Consider the following 19,866-nt stretch of genomic DNA (forward strand, 5'->3'; position numbering starts at 1 on the left):
TTTATAAATGCCTATGGCGATATCGTTTAGTAAAAGAGAATTAGAAAAGAAGAAACAGAGTAAGAAACTGGAAAAACAGAAACGCAAAGAGGAGCGTAAAGCAAATGCCGGTAACGGATCTTTTGAGGATATGATCGCTTATGTCGATGAAAATGGTCTTATTACCGATACCCCTCCTGATATGAATAACAAACAGGAGATTAATATAGAAGACATTGCTGTCTCTACATTAAAGAAAGAGGAAACCGAAGAAACCGTGTTGAGAGGTCGGGTGGAATATTTTAACGAGGACAGGGGATTCGGTTTTATCAAGGATGTCAATAGTACGGAAAAATATTTTTTCTATATTACCAGCGTCCAAAACCCTATTGTTGAAGGAAATATGGTTACTTTTGAGTTGGAACGCGGTCGTAAAGGCATGAATGCCGTGAGAATCGCTCTTGCAAGTTAAAGGATAACCCATTATCAATAATTAAATACCTAAATGATGAACATCTATGTATCCAATTTAAGCTATAGCACGACGAGTGAAAGCTTACAAGAATTATTTTCAGCGTATGGTAGTGTAACTTCTGCCTACATTATTACAGACCGCGAAACTAAAAGGTCACGTGGTTTCGGGTTTGTTGAAATGGCGAATGAGCCGGAGGCTCAAGAGGCTATTGCTAAATTGAATGAAACGGAATTTGAAGGAAAGACAATTAGCGTAACCGTTGCACGTCCCCGTGTTGAAAGAAGCGGCGGGAACAATCGGAGATATTAAAAAAACAAGAAAGGGGTAAAAGTCATTTTAGCTTCTTCTCGGCTACGCCGTACCCCCTCTATAAACAGAGGGGGAGCTTGGTTACTCGCCGTTTTTGGAAAGATTCACCAGCTCCTCTTCTGTTTATAGAGGAGGTGGCTGCGAAGCAGACGTAGGAGTTTTTGAAGAAAAGGGGTTTTTACCGCTTTCTTGTTTTTAATTCATATCCTCTTTTCCCATCTTCAGGAAACGCCATACCTCTCAGGAATCCAACCATTCGGTTGCCGGGGTGTAAGTGTAATGTTCCAGTTTTTCCAGCAACAAGTTGACTTTGTCTATCAATGTTCTGCTGTTTTTCAACAATAGACTCATGTTTTCGTCTGTCATACTTTTTTCTTTCATATCTTTTGTTTTTTAATTTGTACATACAATATTACTGCTTAAATAAAAAAAGTTAATAGAGTATTTCGAGTGAAATCTCCGGTAAAATTGTCGTTTATTTATATCTTTGTTTTTGCTAAAATAAAGGAACGATATGGAGTTACGGACTGCAAATGTTACGAGGTATATCATGCCCTTGCGTGAAGGCGGCTCTTTGCCGGCATTGGCGGAAGCGGATGATGAATTCAAATACGTGGTGAAATTCCGGGGTGCAGGTCACGGGGCAAAAGCTTTGATCGCTGAACTGATCGGGGGAGAGGTGGCTCGTGCTTTGGGATTACGGGTGCCCGAGATCGTATTTCTTCAACTGGACGAAGCATTCGGGCAGGCGGAAGGCGACGAGGAGATACAGGATTTGCTGAAAGCGAGCCGGGGATTAAACTTGGGGCTTCATTTCTTGTCGGGGGCATTAGGGTTCGATCCCACGGTGAATATAATTGATCCCGAATTGGCATCGAAAATTGTTTGGTTGGATGCCTTGCTCACGAATATCGACCGCACGATACGAAATACCAATTTGTTGATGTGGCACAAGGAACTTTGGTTGATAGACCACGGTTCATCACTTTATTTTCATTACTCGTGGGTGAATTGGGAAAAACACGTCTTGAGTCCTTTCGGGCAGGTAAAAGATCATGTCTTGTTGCCTCGGGCGAGCCGGTTGGTGGAAGTGGATGCCGGACTGAAAGCCTTGCTCACGCCGGAAAAAGTACGGGAGATTGTTCATTTGATTCCCGACGAATGGTTAAATTGGGAAGATTTCGGCGTATTGCCTTCGGAGGTTAAAGATACTTACGTGCGTTTCCTTGTGGAGCGGGTAGCAAATTCGGAAATATTTATAAAAGAAGCTCAACATGCTAGAGAAATACTTGTATGAATATGCGGTCATCCGGGTTGTGCCCCGGGTGGAACGGGAAGAATTTGTGAACGTGGGAATCATTTTGTTTTCCAAACGGAAAAAATACCTCAAGGCAAAATATATCCTGCACGAGGATAAATTGAGAACGCTTTTTCCGGAGGCGGAGGTTGAGGTGATAGAAAATAATCTGCGTGTTTTCGATCGTATCTGTTCCGGAGCGAAAGAGGGCGGTCCTATTGCCGAATTTGAAATTCCGGAACGTTTCCGTTGGCTTACCGCCGTCCGGAGTACTTCAATACAGACCTCCCGTCCTCATCCCGGTTTCTCTGCCGACCTTGACGTGACGTTCGAGAAACTGTTTCGGGAATTAGTGTTGTGATTTTTGTTATAAAAATGCAAACAAATTTGTTTGCATTTTCGTATCTTTGTAAAAAGAATTATGGTGCATAAAATTGACATATTAAAAGGAATTCATCCGGGAAAGATCATTAGCCGAGATTTAAAAAAGAAAAATCTCAGCCAGCGTTCTTTCGCTGCTTCTATTGGTGTTCATAGTCAAACTCTTAATGCTATAATTAACGGGCGGCGGCAACTGACAATTGAATTATCTCTTAAGATAGAACAGGCATTGGGATACGAAGATGGATTCTTATATGCTCTTCAGGCGTATTATTTAGTAATAGAATTTAAGAATAAGGAATTAAGTCGGTCTGTATCTGGAATTCCCAATATCCGAAAGTCTTTGTTTTGGGACGTAGATTTTGATTCGATAGACTGGGGTAAATACAAAAAAGCCGTAATACAAAGGGTTTTAGAACGAGGAAATAAAGCAGAGAAGAAAGAAATAGCACGTTTCTATAATATAGACGTTACTGAACTTGAAAGTTACAAATCGAACAATTATTATCGGATTACTAAAACGAAACATTCTAATGACAGTATTACATTATGAAACGGTAAAACCATATTTGAAGGAAATTCTTGATATGCTGATGGCGGAAGAATTGTTTAACCCGTTTCGTTTAGTTGGTGGAACTAATCTCAGTTTGCGATTTGGTCATCGTATTTCAGAAGATATTGATTTATTCACAGATGTAGAATACGGTAGTCTAAATTACCGGAATTTTGAATCTTATCTTCGTGCTAGATTTCCATATTATGAATCCACGGATACAACTTCGGTAGTGGGAAATGGCAGATCATATTATATAGGGTTGTCTGCTGATAATTATATAAAACTTGATCTGATGTACACGGATTCTTTTATAAATGAGATTGAAATCATTGACAATATACGTATGGCTAGCCTAAGCGATATTATTGCGATGAAAATGAATGTGGTGTCTCGCGGTGGACGAAAAAAGGATTTCTGGGATTTACATCTTTTGCTTGCTAGATTTCCACTATCTGAAATGTTTGCTTTTCATGAGAAAAGGCATCCGTGGGAACATGAGCCCAAAGAGTTGTTACGATTGTTCACTGATTTTAGTGTTGCGGATGAATTTCCTGATCCTATATGTTTGCTTGGTAAAAATTGGGATGATATAAAACTTGACCTAATTGAGATTGCTGATGAATATGTGGAAAAATAAGGTTCTCATGTATTCTTTAATGGTTTTGATTTTAGTATAAACTTGTCATTGTTTTGCAAATCCACTTTTAACAAGTGGATTTGCAAGAAATGCAGATTGTTTAATACGTGTTCTTCGTTAAAATTTCTTCGCTTCCAATGTTGCCTCGATGTTCGTTTTGCTGAAAAATACTTTGCCTCCTAAACGCCGGAAGGGGAGGATATTTTTGTTGCAATAAACTTGTAATGTTCGGGGGCATATTTTCAGAATGCGACAGACATCGTTGCCGTCCAGCCATTCTGTAGTCGGTGCTATCGTTTGTTGGTCCACTCGGTTGAGCAATATTTCCACTTGGTTCAATAACGTGTGGTTACATTCCAGTAACACGTGGAGTTGATACTCGATGTCAATATATTTTTCCATAATATTGTAGATTTGTGGTTAGTGAAAAGGAAGGGAAGTTATTTTTTTCTCTGTTCTCGTTGCTCCGCGTAATCGAGGTACTGCTCCCGCAGTTTGTCCACGTATTTAAGCGGGTTGTAACGCCCGAGAGATTGGTGTATCCTATCTTCGAAATTATTGGCGCATTTCCGGTTCATCATGGCCGAGAAGTATCCCGCGAAAGCCTTTTTCGTGACACCGGGAGTGATGCCTTTCACCGCACCGGAATGCCATAGGAAATTGATTAATTCGTTCAAGTCTATTTCGGTACCTTCAAGCATGAAATCGGATGGACGGAAAGAGGTCGTGCCGAGCAGGCTGGCTTTAGTTCTTTCGAAAGACTCTCGTTGCAAGGTGAGAAACCGGTCAAGATATTTCCGGTGGTCATTTGACAAATCCTGTAAAGACACGAGCTCGTTTCCTTTGGTGATTAATAAATTCAAGTCTATTTCGACTTTATAGGCTTAACATTCCTTGTCAAACGCCGGGAAAACAAGGATTATTTTTGTGAAGGGGTAGAGGAGGGCATTAGTGAAAGTGCCCTCCTGACACACAACGATGGTTTATTTAACGATGATGGTGAAACAATCATTTACGTCTTTCGAGTACCCCTCGTTCGAGAAATTTAAGGAGATCACGTAACGTCCGACGGGAATATCATGTTCAATAGGAACCTCGAATATTCCATTACCTCTAACAGTTAGGCAATCCGCTAATTTATTAGCATCGCCATTCGTTGTTTTGATTTCTTTCACGGTAACATAAATCTGTTGAGTTCCTTGAATGCCTTCGATAGGTACGCTTACCCATGGTTGTTTCCACTTTAACCGATAATAATCTTCTCCTTCTCCTCCCATACCTTCATAAGTAGGTTCGATTCCCCATTCGAGAATTTCTTCAGGTGGTATCCCCATGTTGATTAAATCGTAATATTCCGGGTTCGACCAAATACCCCAACTTGGAGGTGTAATATCTAAATCTTTTTTTACAATCATTGAATCGGTTTCATAACTGGCATTTTCTGTCAATAAATAGCCTATGGTTACATCTTGACACCCGACTCCAAGCCAAGTAACCATGGCAATAATCGTCAATATAATTATATTCTTCATAGTTTTAATTTTTTAATACCTCCATTATATTCTTCCCAAATCGTAATTATAATTCAATGCATGAACTACTCCATTCAGAGGTTGAATGTCTGGGGTGGCGAGAGGAACCATTGTTGCTTTTGTAAAAGAATAAATGTACATGGTCTCGGGACCTAAATCAGGAACTCCGCCATAAGCCGATTTATCTCGATAAATTCGTAAATGACTGCCGCCTAAAGTTTCAACATCCGTTCCTCCGTCTTGTAATTCGTCGTCAATCATATAGTCTACATTACGGTATGCAAAGTCGGCTTTCAAGTATTTTTTGTTCAACACGTGGCATAGCACGATTGCTTTACAATCCTTTATACTCATCTCGTCCACTGATTCCATACCGTTATTCCATAAATGTCGTAATATAGTGTAACTCGGGGGAGCAAAGAAAGTAATCTCTTTGTAATTCGAGTCTTTTCCCTCGAACATATCGGTTAATCCTGCCCGTTCTATCAATTTTACGGTTAATTCCCAGTTATATGTATCTTTTCGTAAATACTCCATGATAGAACAATCATGATAAGGGCTGGAAACCCCGCTGTCATACCAATCTTGTGCGGTACAAGAAGACAGGAAGATTGCGGCACTAATACAAACAAATATATTATATATTTTTTTCATAAAATTCAATTTAATAGATTTACGTTGTTCCATTTACATTCTTCGTTGCCAATATATATTTTGCCTTAACAAGGGGTTATCCCAAAAATTTGAACTTTGAAGGGCACCAAAGAATACACCGTCAATAATATCTTGGGCGCTTACGTTACGAAAACCGCCATATAATTCCGTTTTGTAGTATTCATTGCGTAACACGTCAAACCAACGTCCACCCTCTATCAGGAATTCTTTTTCCCGTTCTTTGAATATTGTATAACGCAAGTTACCGCCATACTCGGATGCATCATATAATTTTGCTTTTGCACGAGTCCGGATCGTGTTCAGGTCGTCTATCGCACCTTGCAGGTAACTGCCACCTAATCTAGCCCGGCATTCAGCTCTCAATAGAATAATATCGGCTAATCGCCACCAGATTTTATTAGCGTCGAAATTGATAAATTCTCCGCCGCCCGCACCTCCGTCCGTGGAAACATAGGCTTTACGGTGTTTGTAAGGGTAAGCGTATCCGCCTGTTATATCAATATCCACGGAATCACGCATATATTCATACCGATAAAACCAAGCATCTCGTCTTAAATCGTCTTTGGAGAACATTTTTTCAACGGTTTCATTCGTGATTCGGAATCTCATGTATTGTATATTAGCCATTGTTGCCCCCGTAACCACCGGATAGCCTTGATAAAATACTGCCATATCGGTTGAAGCTAGACGTTGATCCCATTTTGTCTGAGCCAATTCATCCCAATAATTTCGGAAAATACTCTCGAAAACACTCTCCTTTGAACCACCCATGAAGGTTGTTTCACACATGTCTTCCGGGGCATCCGCTAGTTTATAAATATCTTCCCGCTTGATGATGTCCGTGCAAGCTTGTTCCGCTATTTTCCACAGTTCCTGTTCATCATAATTTCGGTCTTCCGGTTTTGCCATGTATTTACAACCAGCTTTCCACGCGCACAAATGGGCTAACAAGGCATTTGCCGCACCTTTGCATGGACGGGCACGATGAGTTACAGCATTGCCGTTTGCGTCCGTTAATTTGTCCCATTCGGGGAGAAGTTGTACCGCTTCTTTAGCTAATTCAATGGCGTAATCTATTACTTTTATCCAAGAGGTTTGCCCTTGTGGGGTGGTTTCCACTTCGTCACGAATCAAGACGCAATCTCCGCATAGACGAACGATATGCAAGTAAGCAAATGCTTTAAAGAAGTAGATTTGTCCCCTGTAAAAATCGCGTCTCTCTTTTGGCATGTCAATTTTATCAATATAAGGTAATGGTACATTAGCGTATGAGATTACACGATAAAACCAATCCCAATCTACAATATACATAAAGGGTTCATGTTCTTGTAATAGTGACGATGAACCTTCTTCAATGTAATCCGAATATTCTCCATTGGGGGCAAGGTCTTGACCAACGCATTCATTGCGTACAGAGGCTTCCGCACCCATTACGCCAATCTCTAGTTCTCGTTCTGTTTCAAAAACATTCATGAATGTGACAGAGTTTTCCGGGCTCATGTCCAAGGAATCCACGCAAGCCGTGCAATTCAATAAAAATGTGAAGAGGAATAAATAATATATGTGTTTCATGGTTTAGAATTTTATCGTTAAACCTAAAGTAAACTTGCGAGCCAATGGATAGGGTAATGCTCCATTGTTTCCATCTATTCCGGAGCGAATATCCACCGTTTCCGGTTCTATACCGGAATAGTTTGTCCACGTGAACAAGTTTTCTCCACTGGCAAAGAAACGTAATTCTGAAAGCCCACAACGTTTGATCCAATTTTGGGGGAGCGAATAGCCTAAAGTTACGGTCTTTAGCTTTAACCAGTTTACTTTTTCTACGTCATCCTTAACGCTACCCCAGTTGTGGTCAGCATTTCCTTGCCACATGGGGAAATCTGATTTATCTCCGTTTTTTTCCCAGAAAGTTACTTTATTTAAATTCATTGCGATAGCGGGGTATTCACCGGGCATGCCCAAACATCTTTTAGATATATAATTTATCATATGTCGTCCTAATTGATAGGATATCAGCATATTCAAATCAAAATTTTTCCAACGTACTTCATTCACAATTCCTCCGCTTATCTCGGGTAAGGCACTGCCACAATATACTCGGTCTTCAAAACCGATTTGTCCGTCACCGTTCACATCAATGAACTTGTAATCCCCGGGTTTGAAATAAGTACTATTACCTTCATCTCCTCCTAGATAATGACTTACACCAACAGAATTATAGAACACGGGCATTTCATCTTGTGAATTTATATAGCCGTCTGTTTTAGGTAAATAAATTCCGTTTAAAGCTTTTCCTATAATTCGTTCGGCTCCGTCATCTTTTCCGTTCGTGGATTTTTTGAAGCGATTCCAGTTTTTGGCAGCGTTGATAGAAATTTTCCAATACAGCTCGGGACGTCGGAATATCTCGTAACGAACCATTAGTTCTATACCTTCGTTTGAAATTGTTTTTGCATTTTGCCATTGGGAATCATATCGTTGATAAGAGCCTGTGGGTAAATTGATTCTATCAAGTAATTTGTCTGTAAGCCGATAATAATAATCAACCGTAAATCCTAAGCGATAGTCAAAAAAATCCAAGTCAGTCCCAAAATCATATTGGTCGGTTTCTTCCCAACTTAATTTATCATTATATAGTCCTCCAAACCATTGGGGACGAATCATTCCGTTACCCATGTAAGGAATATCCGTGACAAAGATTCCTAATGCTAAATAGTTTTGTGCGAAATGCATACCAGAACGTCCCCAACTTGCACGTATTTTACCGAAAGAGAACCATGCTAAGTGTTCTTTTATCCAGTTTTCTTCAGAAAAATTCCATCCTGCTGCGATAGAGGGGAAAGTTCCCCAACGGTTGTTTTTTCCAAATGTGGAACTTCCGTCCCTGCGAATGCTAAATGAAAGTAGATATTTATCTCGAAAACCGTATTCCAAACGGGCAAAATAAGAGAGTAAACATTTTTCTTGCATGTCGGATTGATAATTTTTGAAAGCGATTGGACGAGATTCGCCACCTCCCCAATCTTCATACCCGATATCCGGCATTCCATCCGGGGCATAATATATTTTATCACTTGGTGAATTTTGGGCGTATCCTCCGTTGTATTCCTCTTGATCATACTGGTAAGAGAAACCGGCTACAAAGTCAACATGATGGTCTTCATGAATTACTTTTTTGTATGTCAATAAATTTTCATTTAGAACCATGAGATTTATCCCCGTTTCCCCGATGCTTTTAGAATAACCGGAATAGCTTAAATTTGCCGGTTGGAAATAGTTTCGACGGTCAATGACATAATCAGCAGCCAAGGAAGAAGAAATATTCAATCCCTCTATGATTTCGTAACCTAATTTCATGTTCGTTCTTAAGCGTACGGAACGATTGTTTTCTTTTGTACCTTTGTATGCGTTTAGGGCTTGCTCCCACACGATGGAACCTTCTCCTGGCAATAAGGATGATAATTGATAGGGTTCTCCCGGGACTGTTTCTATTGGGACTGCATTTCCCGAATAAGCTAAATTTTCAGAAGCATTTGAACTTGCCCGTTTTTTTCGTGTGATAGAAGCGTTAAAACGTAAATCTACAGTCAATTTTTTTACCGGATTCACATTTAAATTGGCATTTAGATCAATTCTCCGGTATCCTGTGCCCTTATAAATACCTGTTTCATCGTATAAACCTAATCCGATGGCGTAAGTTGTTCTCGTTGTACCTCCATACGTTTGAATGTTTGCATTTGTAATTTTACCTGTTTCAAAATACATTTTGAAAAAATTCGTGGAATTGTTGTAAAAAGGATTTAAACTATCTTGAAACATCGTGCCATTTCCTGTTCCCCAATATTCCGTGTTTGGAATCCAATTTTTGTCTAATGTGGCTCCTTGTGTATTGTGTTCGTATTGTTCCTTTAAAGAAGTCGGGTATTTCCAGCGATTGGTTTCTTTATCTAAATATGCGCGATAATACTTTCTATTGGCAGCCAAACGAAAGGCTCGTTCTGCTCGTCCTGACGTTAAATCGGGATAACGTGGTAGAATGCTCCATGATTGAGAAAAATTGACAGAAAATGTAGCATCTTGATCTTTCAATCCTTTTTTCGTGGTAACAATAATTACTCCGTTTGCTGCACGTGAGCCATAAATTGCCGCAGAGGAAGCATCTTTTAATACTTGAATTGATTCGATCATATCCGGGTTTAAATCAGCCAATAAGTTTGCTCCCGTGATAGGTGAAGTAAAAGAGTTTAACGGCATCCCGTCCACCACCCACAAAGGATTGGAAAAACGACGTTTTTGTTCGACATCTAATGAGTTGTAACCCCGAATTGTGACTGCAATATCGCCTCCTCCCGGTGCTCCGGAGATATTGGTTATATCCATACCGGCTACCCGTCCTTGTAATAGGTTAGCAATACTTGATGTCGGAATTCCTTTTATTTCATCAGCCTTTATCGTTGACACTGCGCCTGTCATTTTTCTTTTCGTGGTATTTCCATAGGCAACAACGACAGTTTCGTCCAACATTTGTATGTCTTCCTCTAGGGTGATGCGGAGGGTATCTGTTTTTTCCGTGAAGTTGATGACTTGTGTTTTGAAACCCACGAAAGAAAATTCTAAAGAGCCTTTGGTTGTTGGAAGTTGTAAAGAAAACCAACCTTTATTGTTTGTTGCTGTGCCAATGCTCGTGTTAGCTAGTTTTATAGTTACTCCCGGCATCGGTTCTTTTTTCTTGTCATAAACCCAACCTTTTAACGTGATAGATTTTTTTTCGTCCTGTGTATTGGCTTTGAGTTTGATAACAATAGCGTTATTTAGAACGACGTATTCCAAGTTCGTGTTCTCCAAGCATTTTTGTAGAATCTTTTCTATGTCTACATTGGTTTCATTAAGCGTGATGCCTTTCACGGGTGCAATGTCCGTATCATTGTACATGAAGGTGAAGTGGCTTTGTTGCTTCAACTCCCAGATTACCTCTTCCAAGGTGGCATTTTGTTTCTTGATCGTGACGGTTTGCGCGTTCGCTCCGGCAAAGGTTTGTATCACGAAACACGTGAGTAATAGTAATGTCAATTTCATACATCTAATCATTTTTCGCATATTTCCCCCGGAGGGAAAAACGCTTTTCCATCTTTTTTTCATAACTTTGTTCAGTTAATTAATGATTAATTAATACCTAGGATCGGGAAATGTTGGAGCAGGCCCCGATCCTTTTCTTATTATCGGGTTTGAACGGTAATCGTGTTTGCCTTCCGGACGGCAAGTACTTTCCCGCTCTCGTTGATAATTTCCAGTAAGTTGTCGATTTCTTCGTATTTATCCAGATTTGCCGAAATTTTTATCTCTTTCGCTTCCGGGTTGGTGTAGAAGATTGTCATCCCGTACCAACGAGCCACCTCGTTCATCACGTCTTCCAAACGTTGGTTGCGGAAGACAAACATCCCTTTCACCCATCCCGTGTATAAGTCCGTGTCCACTTTTTGGACGGAAGTTTCTCCGGTTATCCTATCCAGACGGAATTGCTCCGAGGGTTTCAACAACACTTTCGATTTGTCGGTGTAAGCCCAAACGGAACCTTCCACCAGCGTGGTATGCACGATGTCTTCGGTGGGATAAGATTTTACATTGAAACACGTTCCCGTCACTTGTACTTTCATGCCCTTCGTGTTTACTATGAAAGGCCATCCTTCGGCATGCACGACTTGGAAGAATCCTTCTCCTTCGAGAAACACCTCTCGCGGTTTCCCTTCCTCGAATTGTTCGGGAAAGCGTAATTTCGATTCGCAGTTCAACCATATTCGCGTCCCGTCGGTAAGTGTCACTCCATAGTCTGTTCCTGCCGGGATTTGTATCGTGTGGTAGGAAGGAAGTATTATCTGTGAATCCCGAACCTGTTGATGTTGTGAACCTGCCGGGCTATTGGTTTGATAGGCAAGTAAATTCGAGGTGTCGTTCACGATCTGTGTACCTTGAGGTGTTTCCAAGTGAATCTCCGTTTGAGTCAGATCGTAGACTTGTCCCGATGCGGTTGTCAATATGGCACCTTGTTTGCCCTTGTGTACTTCTTTTGCCACTTGAATCGTTTTCTGTTTTGTAAAATGCTGTTTTAGCATCAATCCTCCCGCCACGCTCAGCAACACGCCCGTGCATGCAACCACGGATAGCCACGCTCTCCTTCCAACCCGGTGTTGCCGTATCGTTCGACTCCTTTGTGAAGTCATATTCTTTTCTTGTACCTTTTGCCGGAACTTCTTCCACTCCTCGCTCACCACGATCTGCCGCCCGTACTCCTCGCGTAAAAACGCCTCTCGATTCAAGATTACCTCCTCGAACAATTCTTTGTTCTCTTTGATAAGTAGCCACTCTATAAACTTTTCGTCCAACAACTTCTCCGGCTCCCTCAAATGAGAAAGAATAAATTCTATTCTATCGTATTTTTCGTCCATTTTCAGCTTTTTTCTTCTTGTTTTCTTATATCACAGATTCATCTCGAAAATGGGTGAGAAAAAAATGAACTTTTTTTAATTTTTTTTCGTCGAACTTATCCCCGGGAATTTGAAACATGACCTAATACTTTTATTTACACCAATCTAACGCAATAAAAAAAGAGGGCGTATTTCCCGTTTGCTTTCCCGTTCGCCCTCTTAACAAATTCGAATTGTCGCACAAATGTAATAAATTATTTCAATATTAGAATAAAATGCGTGATTTTGAAATGTTTTTTTGGTGGGAATATGATTTTGAATTGAAATTTCGGGATGTGAATTTTTCTGATAGTTGTAGACTCGTTAATGGATTAGGAAGATTTGGCTATTTCCTTTATTATTCGATTAAAATCATTTTTCGTGGAAAAATGTGGTGTTTATATTTTTTTGTATATATTTGTAAAACAGTGATGATGTATTAAGGTATGTTTATTTTATTTCAAAAGTAGCATGAATAGAGAGGATTATTTATCTCAGATGAAGGCACTTGAGGATATTATTATTGATGCTCGTTCGCAACAAGATACTTTGAGGCAGCAGTATATAGATGCCAATAAGAAGTTTGATGTAAATGAGAGGATCAGGATAATTACTCCCGGTTTTAGAAGAGTTACTCCGGATGAACAAGGAAGAACGCGTATTCCCGAAGATGTGAGGTATGCTTATGTAGAAGGATACACGATAGACAGTCAGGGGAAAATAACGTATTTACTGGCGAAGGAGACAACGACTCATCGGAAAGCGGTAGCAAAGACTTCTTACACGGAGTTTGATATTCTTGAAAAGATAGATCCGGAAGCACTTCCGGTTTTGTAAAAGAGGGGAATATCCCGGTGCATAAAAAAAAGAGCGATAAGTGAAAAACTTACCGCTCCCGGTATGTTATGCGGTTAATGTCCGCTTCGTTGGCGTTTCTTTTCCATTGCGATACTGATTATGAATGGGATGGAGAAGAATACCACGGTTCCTATGACGACAAGTCCGGTATACATTGCCGGGCTGCCGACAGGCAGTTGGGATGGTGGGAAGAAGGTGACAGCGAAGGAGAATAGTACTGCAAGAAAGCCTATGCCCGCTATAAGCCACATTCCCAGATTTCCTCCCGGTACCCGGTAACTACGGGGAAGGTCGGGTTGCGTGTACCTCAGCTTAATGCCGGAGGCGTACATCATCATGTACATAAGTAAGTACAATCCGATCGTGAGGGCGCTCAACAGGAAGAATGCAACGCTGACGTCGTCCATGATCATGTAAAGTGAAGATAGAACGGAAACGATACATCCTTGTATGATAAGGATGTTAATTTGTATCCCGTTTTTATTGGTTTTCTTCAGTAAATCGGGAAGTTGTCCGTCTTTTGCTGTCCAGAGTAGACCGCGGCTGGGGCCGGATATCCATGACATAACTCCGGCGAGAGCCCCGAAAGCGACAAGGAGTCCCATCACGTTGGATAGCCAGCCGACATGGTAATGGTCGAACAATTGTTGGAAGGTGGTAAATAATCCCGATTGAAGGTTTATCTGGTCATAAGGGGTGACGATTGCCACTGCCAAAGCTCCTAGGGTAAACAATGCGAAAGAGATCAATGCCGCGAGGAACATGGCGGCCGGGAATTGTTTTTGAGGGTTTTGTAATTCTTGGGCGTGTACGGCGTGTACTTCAACTCCGGCAAAAAGAAGTAATATTCCTGCAAGGAAAGCGATATCGCTCATTCCCGTGATGTGAGGGAACAGACGGGGATGCACGTGATGTGCGGCGTCTATATTTACAACTTCCGAAACGGTGGCCGGCACGTGTTCCAGAGCTATCGGGTTTTTATCAACCATCCAGATGATAGCCATAACGATGACGACGATTCCGGGTAATACCGTTCCGATCAAGAAGCCTTGGCTGGTGAGCTTGGATACGGTGGAAGTCCCCTTGAGGGTTACCCACGTGGCAAACCAGTACATGATGATAGAGAATAATCCGACAAACATTCCGTTCTGTGCCAGATCGGGTTTGCCTATCATGTACGCGATGGATGCGGCGGCAAAACCGAGGACGGTAGGATACCAAACCACGTTCTGTATCCATTGCAGGAAGATAGCGGCAAATCCCATCCGTTGGTTGAAAGCTTCTTTTACCCACGTGTAGACGCCTCCTCCTTTGGAGGCGAAAGCACTACCTAATTCCGCTCCAACAAGGGCGGCGGGAATAAGAAACAGGAAGGTGGCAAAGAATATATAGAAGAACATGGTAAGTTCTTCTTGTGCCATCATTGGTAAACCTCGCAGGCTGATTACCGCGGCGGCGGTCATTAGCGCGAGTTGAGTTGTAGTGATGTTCTTAGTTGGTTTAGTCATAACGAAAAATTTAAAATGAGATATGTTTTCCTCCGTTTTTATTTAATATTTTTCGTTGTAACGTGGAGAGAAGAAGATTTGTTATGTAAATTTCTAATAATTTGATTATCGTTGATAGCCCTCCGGTGTGCTATCGTTGTGCAAAGAGTCTTCGTGAACGAGAAGAAGTAATAGCAGAGAAGAGGGAAACTCGTCACGTAATATATTTAATCCGGTGGTTACGTGTGTTTTAACGGTGTTGACCGAGATGTTAAGTTCTTCCGCTATTTCTTTATATTTTTTGCATTCTATAAAGCATAATTTCATCACCTGCGAGCAACGTTCCGGAAGTTGGTCTATTCGTTTTATGATACGGTTGATGAGTTCATCCCGATCGGAAGGCTCGGATAGGGTATATACCGGTTCCTCGACAAGTGCCTGTTGTGCGTGGGCGTCCTCTACTTTCCGGTGTGCCAAGTAATTGATTGCCCTGTTGCGGGTAAGGCTGAACAGGTAAGGCAGGATAGGACGGGAAAAGTCTATTTCTTCCCGGTGACTCCACAAGCTGAGAAATACGTCATGAACGATATCTTTCGAGGCGTCCGGATCGTTCACGAAAGTAGTAGCGTGGGTACATAGCGTTGCAAAGTGCTGTTTGAAGATATCTTCAAACCCGGTACACATCGATTCTTTGTTTTTCACGCGTTCCATAATCCAACTTTGATTGTTGCAAAGGTAGGAAAATTTATTAATTTTGGCATTCAAATTTCAATATATGGAATGGTTGAATAGTTTATTTGTAGAACACTCTGTTATTCAGGCGGTAATCGTGATATCGCTGGTTTCGGCAGTGGGATTGGCTTTAGGGAAAATCAGTATCTGGGGAGTATCGTTAGGGGTGACGTTCGTGTTCTTTGCCGGTATTATGGCAGGCCATTTCGGTCTCACGATTGATCCGCAGATGTTGAATTACGCCGAGAGTTTCGGGTTGATTATTTTCGTGTACGCTCTCGGTTTGCAGGTGGGACCCGGTTTTTTCTCGTCATTGGGAAAGGGCGGTTTGAAGTTGAATATACTGGCAATGGTCGTGGTGGCTCTCGGGGTAATGCTGACTTTGGGTTTTCATTGGACGACGGGGGTATCTTTGCCGGACATGGTAGGTATTCTCAGCGGTGCGGTGACAAATACCCCGGCGTTGGGTGCGGCGCAACAGACGTTGAAGCAGATGGGAGATCCGACGATGACTCCTTCCGATATAGCGTTGGGATGTGCGGTGGCTTATCCGTTGGGGGTAGTCGGGGTGATTCTTGCAGTGATTTTCGTGCGTAAACTTTTTGCCTCGAATATCTTTTTCAAGAAATCGAATGATGATAAGCATAAGAAGACGATTGTTGTGGGGTTGAACGTGAGCAATCCCGGCGTGGAGGGCAAGACAATTAAAGATATAGCGCGAATGGCGTCGAAGAGATTCGTGATTTCCCGTTTGTGGCGTGACGGGAAGGTAGTCATTCCGGCTTCCGACACGGTAGTGCAGCTTGGCGATCGTTTGCTGGTTATTATCACGGAAAGTGATGTTGACGCTTTGTCGGGAATGATTGGTGAGCGGGACACGACGGATTGGAATCAGGAGGATATCGACTGGAATGCCGTGGATAACCAACTCGTGTCGCATCGTATCGTGATTACACGTCCCGATATTAACGGGAAGCGGTTGGGGACATTGCGCCTACGGAACGAGTTCGGGATTAACGTGACTCGTATTTACCGAGCGGGAATCGTGCTTTTGCCGACACCTGAGCTTGTCTTGCAGTTGGGCGACCGTTTGAACGTGGTTGGCGAGGAGGCTGCTATTGCCCGGGTGGGGGAAGCTGTCGGTGATGCCGTGAAAGATCTTGACGAACCTAATCTCGTGGCGGTGTTTATCGGTATGGTATTCGGTTTGTTGCTCGGTTCAATACCTTTGGCTATTCCCGGTATCAGTTTTCCGGTGAAATTGGGATTGGCGGGAGGTCCGATTATAATGGGTATTCTGGTCGGTGCTTTCGGTCCTCGGATACATATGATTACTTACACGACGATTAGCGCGAACTTGATGTTGCGGGCTTTGGGACTTTCGATGTATCTCGCTTGTCTTGGGCTGGATGCCGGTACGCATTTCTTCGAAACGGTTTTCCGTCCGGAAGGAGCGTTGTGGGTGGCTCTCGGTTTTGCTATCACGGTGGTTCCTGTCGTGCTTGTGGCGGCTGTGGCAATCAAGTGGATGAAGATTGATTTCGGTTCGGTGGCGGGAATGTTGTGCGGGAGTATGTCTAACCCGATGGCGTTGAATTATGTCAACACGACCGTGGATAATGATTCTCCTTCCGTGGCATACGCGACAGTTTACCCGTTGACGATGTTCGTACGGGTAATTCTGGCGCAGGTGATTTTGATGTTGTTTCTTTGAGTGTAGGCTTGTGAACTTTTATTTTCAGAGGCAGAAGTCGCTTTTTTCCCATTCAATGGAGCATCCTGTGATAGGGACGGTGCCTTTGTCGGTGATATCGAGCAGTTCATCTTCCATTTCATAGTAGGCGAAACCGGCTCCTATGACGAGCTTTTTGTAGATTTCGTTTATGTCGATAGCTTTCGGCACGAGTTTTCCTTGCCTTATGGATACGGGGGTGAGTTTTTGTCCTTTTACCCCGATTTTTATTCTTCCGCCGATAAACAGGATATGCCAACCGTCCACCACGGGCAGGTCTCGCGTGGGATATAGCACGTGTTCTCCTTTTGTGCTGGTAAAGGTGATTTTTGCCGGACGTATTTCACGATTTTTCCCGAATATTTTACTGGCGAGAGTACCCTGTCTGGTCATTTCGTCTATGGTATATTTAAATTCATCAATGAGGTCGGGCATGAGTATGTAAAGTTCTTTCTGCGGGTCTTCGTCCCATTCATCGAGTTTCATTTCCAATATTAGAGCAAGAGCCATGAGAGCCTCTGGTGCCACGTGGAGGGTAATATCTTTTCTTTTCATAGCTGTATGTTTTATATTTTCCTTCTTGATTAGCTGTATTTATAGCCGGGAAGTAAGTTACGCGAATATTTTATAAAAAACAACGAATTGTTTCATTTTTCTCCTTGTGGACGGTAGGTAGACACGGGAACAGGCACAGATTTTATGGAGATCCTATAATAATGTCAAAAAAAAGTTTACCCTTGGTATGGAATTTGGTGATCTAATACTTTATATGCCTGTCATTTGAAACATAGAAGTACTTGTATTCGTAAACATATAAATGATAATTTACAATGTCAGGTAATGATAGTCATATCTTGTAAACTTTATAAACAGATTAGACATGGAAAAGAAATTTCGATTCAAGACAAACCTAAAATGTAATGGTTGCGTATCAAAAGTTACCCCGTACTTGAATAGCACGAGGGACGTTACGGATTGGACTGTTGATTTGAAACATCCCGATAAAGTACTGACAGTGACGTTACAAACGGGCGATACCCGTTCCGTGCACAAGGCATTCGAGGGTGCGGGGTATAAAATTGAAGAAATACATTAGAAGTTATGTTGATTATTTTATCACCGGCAAAGGCCATGGATATGTCTGCGGTAGAGAAAGATGTTCCGGGGTCTACACCCGAGTATGCGACCGAGGCGGAGTATCTCGCGGAACAGATGCGTCGTTTTTCGGCATCCGATTTAGAGAAAATGTTGAAGATCAGTGATAAGTTGGCTCAGGAGAATTACGAACGTTATCAAAAGTTCGGTAGTTTGTCGAATCCTCGCAAACAGGCGTTGCTGGCATATAACGGGAGTGTGTTCAAAGCTATTGATCCTGCTTCATTCGCGGTAGACGATCTGAAATATGCCCAGAATCATCTCCGTATTATTTCAACGCTCTATGGGTTGGTACGACCGCTTGATCTGATACAGGCGTACCGTATCGCTTTCGCGGTAAAATTGAACGGGACAAACGGGGGTGATCTTTACGATTATTGGACGCCCAAGTTGACAACCCCGTTGCTGGATGCCGTACGTTCTGCCGGTGGTATTATGGTAAACCTCGCCAGTCTTGATATACAAGGGGCGTTACAAATGGACGTGATCCGGGAAAAGGTGAAGGTGATCACACCGGAGTTTCAAGAGTGGCGTGACGGGAAATACGAGACAATTCGTACTTATGCCAAGGTAGCACGAGGTATTATGACTCGTCACATTCTGCTCAACCGTATCGAGGACCCCGAGGAGTTGAAGTCTTTTCGTTGGGACGGTTTCACGTTTAACCCGGAACTATCGAATGAAGAACATTATTTTTTCACGCGGGTGAAGAAATAATGTGATGATTTCTTGAAACAAAACCTTATTTTTTTACGATATATCTATCATGTTATAAATCTTATAAGTCATGAAAGAGCGTAAAATAGAACCGGGGACACCCCTGAACGATCATAAGTATTTTATCGTGGTGGATCGCAAAGGACCTTATATGGTCTACGGGCGTCCACCCATGAAACAACAGTTTATCGTGCAAAATGAGGAAGGTACTTCGTGGTCGTATCGCGACGGTATCGAGTTCGATTTGGAAGATGACCCCGTGGCGCTTTGTCGTTGCGGTGCATCAAAGAATCACCCCTTTTGTGACGGTAGCCATTTGACCACCAATTGGGATCCCTCGCTGACTGCCGATAATATACCTTTACTCGATAACGCCGACGTGTTCGACGGTCCGGAATTGGAATTGACGGATAACGAGAAATATTGTGCTTTTGCCCGTTTTTGTGATGCTTACGGTAAGGTGTGGAATCTTGTCGAGGAATCCGACGATAAGGAAGCACGTGAACTTACCGTGCGCGAGGCGAATTATTGTCCTGCCGGAAGACTGAAGGCGTGGGACAAGGAGAAAGGTGAGTTTATCGAGAACAGGCTGACTCCCTCGCTCGTGTTACTTGAAGATCCTCAGGAACGTTGCAGTGGTCCGCTGTTCGTGAGAGGGGGGATTCCTATTGACGACACGGAGGGGGTAAAATACGAACTTCGCAATCGGGTTACTCTTTGTCGTTGCGGTGCCTCGTCCAACAAGCCATTCTGCGACGGTACGCATGCCAGTATCCGTTTCCGTGACGGATTGCCGGGACCGCACGGGGAAGCTAAACGATAAATAGGTTCATAAAGTTCATAAGGTTTGTAAAGTTTATAAAGTAACGGGTGCTTCTCG

23 protein-coding genes are annotated in these 19,866 nt (G+C 42.3%); 12 read left to right on the plus strand and 11 right to left on the minus strand.

The window, feature by feature from the left end:
- The first annotated feature begins 7 nt into the window (after nucleotides 1-7).
- Both CS948_RS13350 and CS948_RS13355 read left to right on the plus strand, forming a co-directional pair.
- A complete protein-coding gene (locus tag CS948_RS13350; protein WP_176555055.1) occupies nucleotides 8-451 on the plus strand; it encodes a cold-shock protein in 444 nt (147 codons plus the stop codon).
- A 36-nt stretch (nucleotides 452-487) separates the two neighbouring features.
- On the plus strand, nucleotides 488-763 hold the full coding sequence (locus CS948_RS13355) for an RNA-binding protein (protein ID WP_099292214.1): 276 nt from the start codon (nucleotides 488-490) through the stop codon (nucleotides 761-763).
- Between the two features lie 240 nt (nucleotides 764-1,003).
- Here the strand turns inward: CS948_RS13355 and CS948_RS21695 are convergent, their stop codons facing one another.
- On the minus strand, nucleotides 1,004-1,144 hold the full coding sequence (locus CS948_RS21695; protein ID WP_176555056.1) for a hypothetical protein: 141 nt from the start codon (nucleotides 1,142-1,144) through the stop codon (nucleotides 1,004-1,006).
- A gap of 133 nt (nucleotides 1,145-1,277) precedes the next feature.
- Between CS948_RS21695 and CS948_RS13360 the strand changes: the two genes are divergently transcribed.
- Genes CS948_RS13360 through CS948_RS13375 form a run of 4 tightly spaced genes read left to right on the plus strand, consistent with a single transcriptional unit; the run spans nucleotide 1,278 to nucleotide 3,634 of the window.
- Complete coding sequence (locus tag CS948_RS13360; RefSeq protein WP_099292215.1) at nucleotides 1,278-2,060, plus strand: HipA family kinase; 783 nt, start codon at nucleotides 1,278-1,280, stop codon at nucleotides 2,058-2,060.
- A complete protein-coding gene (locus CS948_RS13365; protein ID WP_099292216.1) occupies nucleotides 2,038-2,421 on the plus strand; it encodes a DUF3037 domain-containing protein in 384 nt (127 codons plus the stop codon). Before CS948_RS13360 ends, CS948_RS13365 begins: the two co-directional genes overlap by 23 nt.
- 60 nt (nucleotides 2,422-2,481) lie before the next feature.
- Complete coding sequence (locus CS948_RS13370) at nucleotides 2,482-2,994, plus strand: HigA family addiction module antitoxin (protein ID WP_099292217.1); 513 nt, start codon at nucleotides 2,482-2,484, stop codon at nucleotides 2,992-2,994.
- Complete coding sequence (locus CS948_RS13375; RefSeq protein ID WP_099292218.1) at nucleotides 2,975-3,634, plus strand: nucleotidyl transferase AbiEii/AbiGii toxin family protein; 660 nt, start codon at nucleotides 2,975-2,977, stop codon at nucleotides 3,632-3,634. The genes CS948_RS13370 and CS948_RS13375 overlap by 20 nt, the downstream gene beginning before the upstream one ends.
- Nucleotides 3,635-3,751: 117 nt before the next feature.
- Here the strand turns inward: CS948_RS13375 and CS948_RS13380 are convergent, their stop codons facing one another.
- From CS948_RS13380 to CS948_RS13405, 6 genes are all read right to left on the minus strand, one after another.
- On the minus strand, nucleotides 3,752-4,036 hold the full coding sequence (locus CS948_RS13380) for a helix-turn-helix domain-containing protein (protein WP_099292219.1): 285 nt from the start codon (nucleotides 4,034-4,036) through the stop codon (nucleotides 3,752-3,754).
- 38 nt (nucleotides 4,037-4,074) lie between these two features.
- Nucleotides 4,075-4,497 carry a hypothetical protein gene (locus tag CS948_RS13385; protein ID WP_099292220.1) on the minus strand — a complete coding sequence of 141 codons (423 nt, stop codon included), beginning with the start codon at nucleotides 4,495-4,497 and terminating at the stop codon, nucleotides 4,075-4,077.
- A 120-nt stretch (nucleotides 4,498-4,617) separates the two neighbouring features.
- Nucleotides 4,618-5,166, minus strand: a complete 549-nt coding sequence (locus CS948_RS13390; protein ID WP_099292221.1) for a hypothetical protein — start codon at nucleotides 5,164-5,166, stop codon at nucleotides 4,618-4,620.
- A 24-nt stretch (nucleotides 5,167-5,190) separates the two neighbouring features.
- Nucleotides 5,191-5,820 carry a fasciclin domain-containing protein gene (locus tag CS948_RS13395; RefSeq protein ID WP_099294509.1) on the minus strand — a complete coding sequence of 210 codons (630 nt, stop codon included), beginning with the start codon at nucleotides 5,818-5,820 and terminating at the stop codon, nucleotides 5,191-5,193.
- A gap of 33 nt (nucleotides 5,821-5,853) precedes the next feature.
- The gene (locus tag CS948_RS13400; protein ID WP_099292222.1) at nucleotides 5,854-7,413 is read right to left on the minus strand and encodes a RagB/SusD family nutrient uptake outer membrane protein; all 1,560 of its coding nucleotides are present in this window, start codon (nucleotides 7,411-7,413) and stop codon (nucleotides 5,854-5,856) included.
- A 3-nt stretch (nucleotides 7,414-7,416) separates the two neighbouring features.
- On the minus strand, nucleotides 7,417-10,674 hold the full coding sequence (locus tag CS948_RS13405) for a SusC/RagA family TonB-linked outer membrane protein (protein ID WP_255302015.1): 3,258 nt from the start codon (nucleotides 10,672-10,674) through the stop codon (nucleotides 7,417-7,419).
- Between the two features lie 37 nt (nucleotides 10,675-10,711).
- On the opposite strand from CS948_RS13405, the gene CS948_RS21890 reads away from it, so the two are divergent.
- Entirely contained in the window at nucleotides 10,712-10,999 is a 288-nt protein-coding gene (locus tag CS948_RS21890; protein ID WP_255302016.1) for a hypothetical protein, read from the plus strand.
- Between the two features lie 61 nt (nucleotides 11,000-11,060).
- On the opposite strand, the gene CS948_RS13410 is transcribed toward CS948_RS21890, so the two are convergent.
- Entirely contained in the window at nucleotides 11,061-12,287 is a 1,227-nt protein-coding gene (locus CS948_RS13410) for a FecR family protein (protein WP_099292223.1), read from the minus strand.
- Nucleotides 12,288-12,776: 489 nt separating this feature from the next.
- Between CS948_RS13410 and CS948_RS13420 the strand changes: the two genes are divergently transcribed.
- The gene (locus tag CS948_RS13420; protein WP_099292225.1) at nucleotides 12,777-13,142 is read left to right on the plus strand and encodes a hypothetical protein; all 366 of its coding nucleotides are present in this window, start codon (nucleotides 12,777-12,779) and stop codon (nucleotides 13,140-13,142) included.
- Nucleotides 13,143-13,216: 74 nt separating this feature from the next.
- Here CS948_RS13420 and CS948_RS13425 read toward each other — a convergent pair whose 3' ends face one another.
- Complete coding sequence (locus CS948_RS13425) at nucleotides 13,217-14,671, minus strand: amino acid permease (protein ID WP_099292226.1); 1,455 nt, start codon at nucleotides 14,669-14,671, stop codon at nucleotides 13,217-13,219.
- Nucleotides 14,672-14,776: 105 nt separating this feature from the next.
- The gene (locus tag CS948_RS13430) at nucleotides 14,777-15,361 is read right to left on the minus strand and encodes an RNA polymerase sigma-70 factor (protein ID WP_099292227.1); all 585 of its coding nucleotides are present in this window, start codon (nucleotides 15,359-15,361) and stop codon (nucleotides 14,777-14,779) included.
- Between the two features lie 64 nt (nucleotides 15,362-15,425).
- Between CS948_RS13430 and CS948_RS13435 the strand changes: the two genes are divergently transcribed.
- A complete protein-coding gene (locus CS948_RS13435; RefSeq protein WP_099292228.1) occupies nucleotides 15,426-17,096 on the plus strand; it encodes a putative transporter in 1,671 nt (556 codons plus the stop codon).
- 24 nt (nucleotides 17,097-17,120) lie between these two features.
- On the opposite strand, the gene CS948_RS13440 is transcribed toward CS948_RS13435, so the two are convergent.
- Nucleotides 17,121-17,669, minus strand: coding sequence for a hypothetical protein (locus CS948_RS13440; RefSeq protein ID WP_099292229.1), 549 nt, complete (start codon nucleotides 17,667-17,669; stop codon nucleotides 17,121-17,123).
- Between the two features lie 325 nt (nucleotides 17,670-17,994).
- Between CS948_RS13440 and CS948_RS13445 the strand changes: the two genes are divergently transcribed.
- The 3 genes from CS948_RS13445 to CS948_RS13455 all read left to right on the plus strand — a co-directional run bounded on the left by CS948_RS13445 (nucleotide 17,995) and on the right by CS948_RS13455 (nucleotide 19,809).
- On the plus strand, nucleotides 17,995-18,210 hold the full coding sequence (locus CS948_RS13445) for a heavy-metal-associated domain-containing protein (protein ID WP_099292230.1): 216 nt from the start codon (nucleotides 17,995-17,997) through the stop codon (nucleotides 18,208-18,210).
- Between the two features lie 5 nt (nucleotides 18,211-18,215).
- Nucleotides 18,216-18,986 (plus strand): YaaA family protein, encoded by a 771-nt coding sequence (locus CS948_RS13450; RefSeq protein WP_099292231.1) that lies wholly within the window; start codon nucleotides 18,216-18,218, stop codon nucleotides 18,984-18,986.
- Between the two features lie 70 nt (nucleotides 18,987-19,056).
- Nucleotides 19,057-19,809, plus strand: coding sequence for a CDGSH iron-sulfur domain-containing protein (locus CS948_RS13455; RefSeq protein WP_099292232.1), 753 nt, complete (start codon nucleotides 19,057-19,059; stop codon nucleotides 19,807-19,809).
- Nucleotides 19,810-19,866 lie beyond the last annotated feature (57 nt).

The organism is Butyricimonas sp. Marseille-P3923 (assembly GCF_900184685.1).
GTDB classification, from domain to species: Bacteria; Bacteroidota; Bacteroidia; order Bacteroidales; family Marinifilaceae; genus Butyricimonas; species Butyricimonas muris.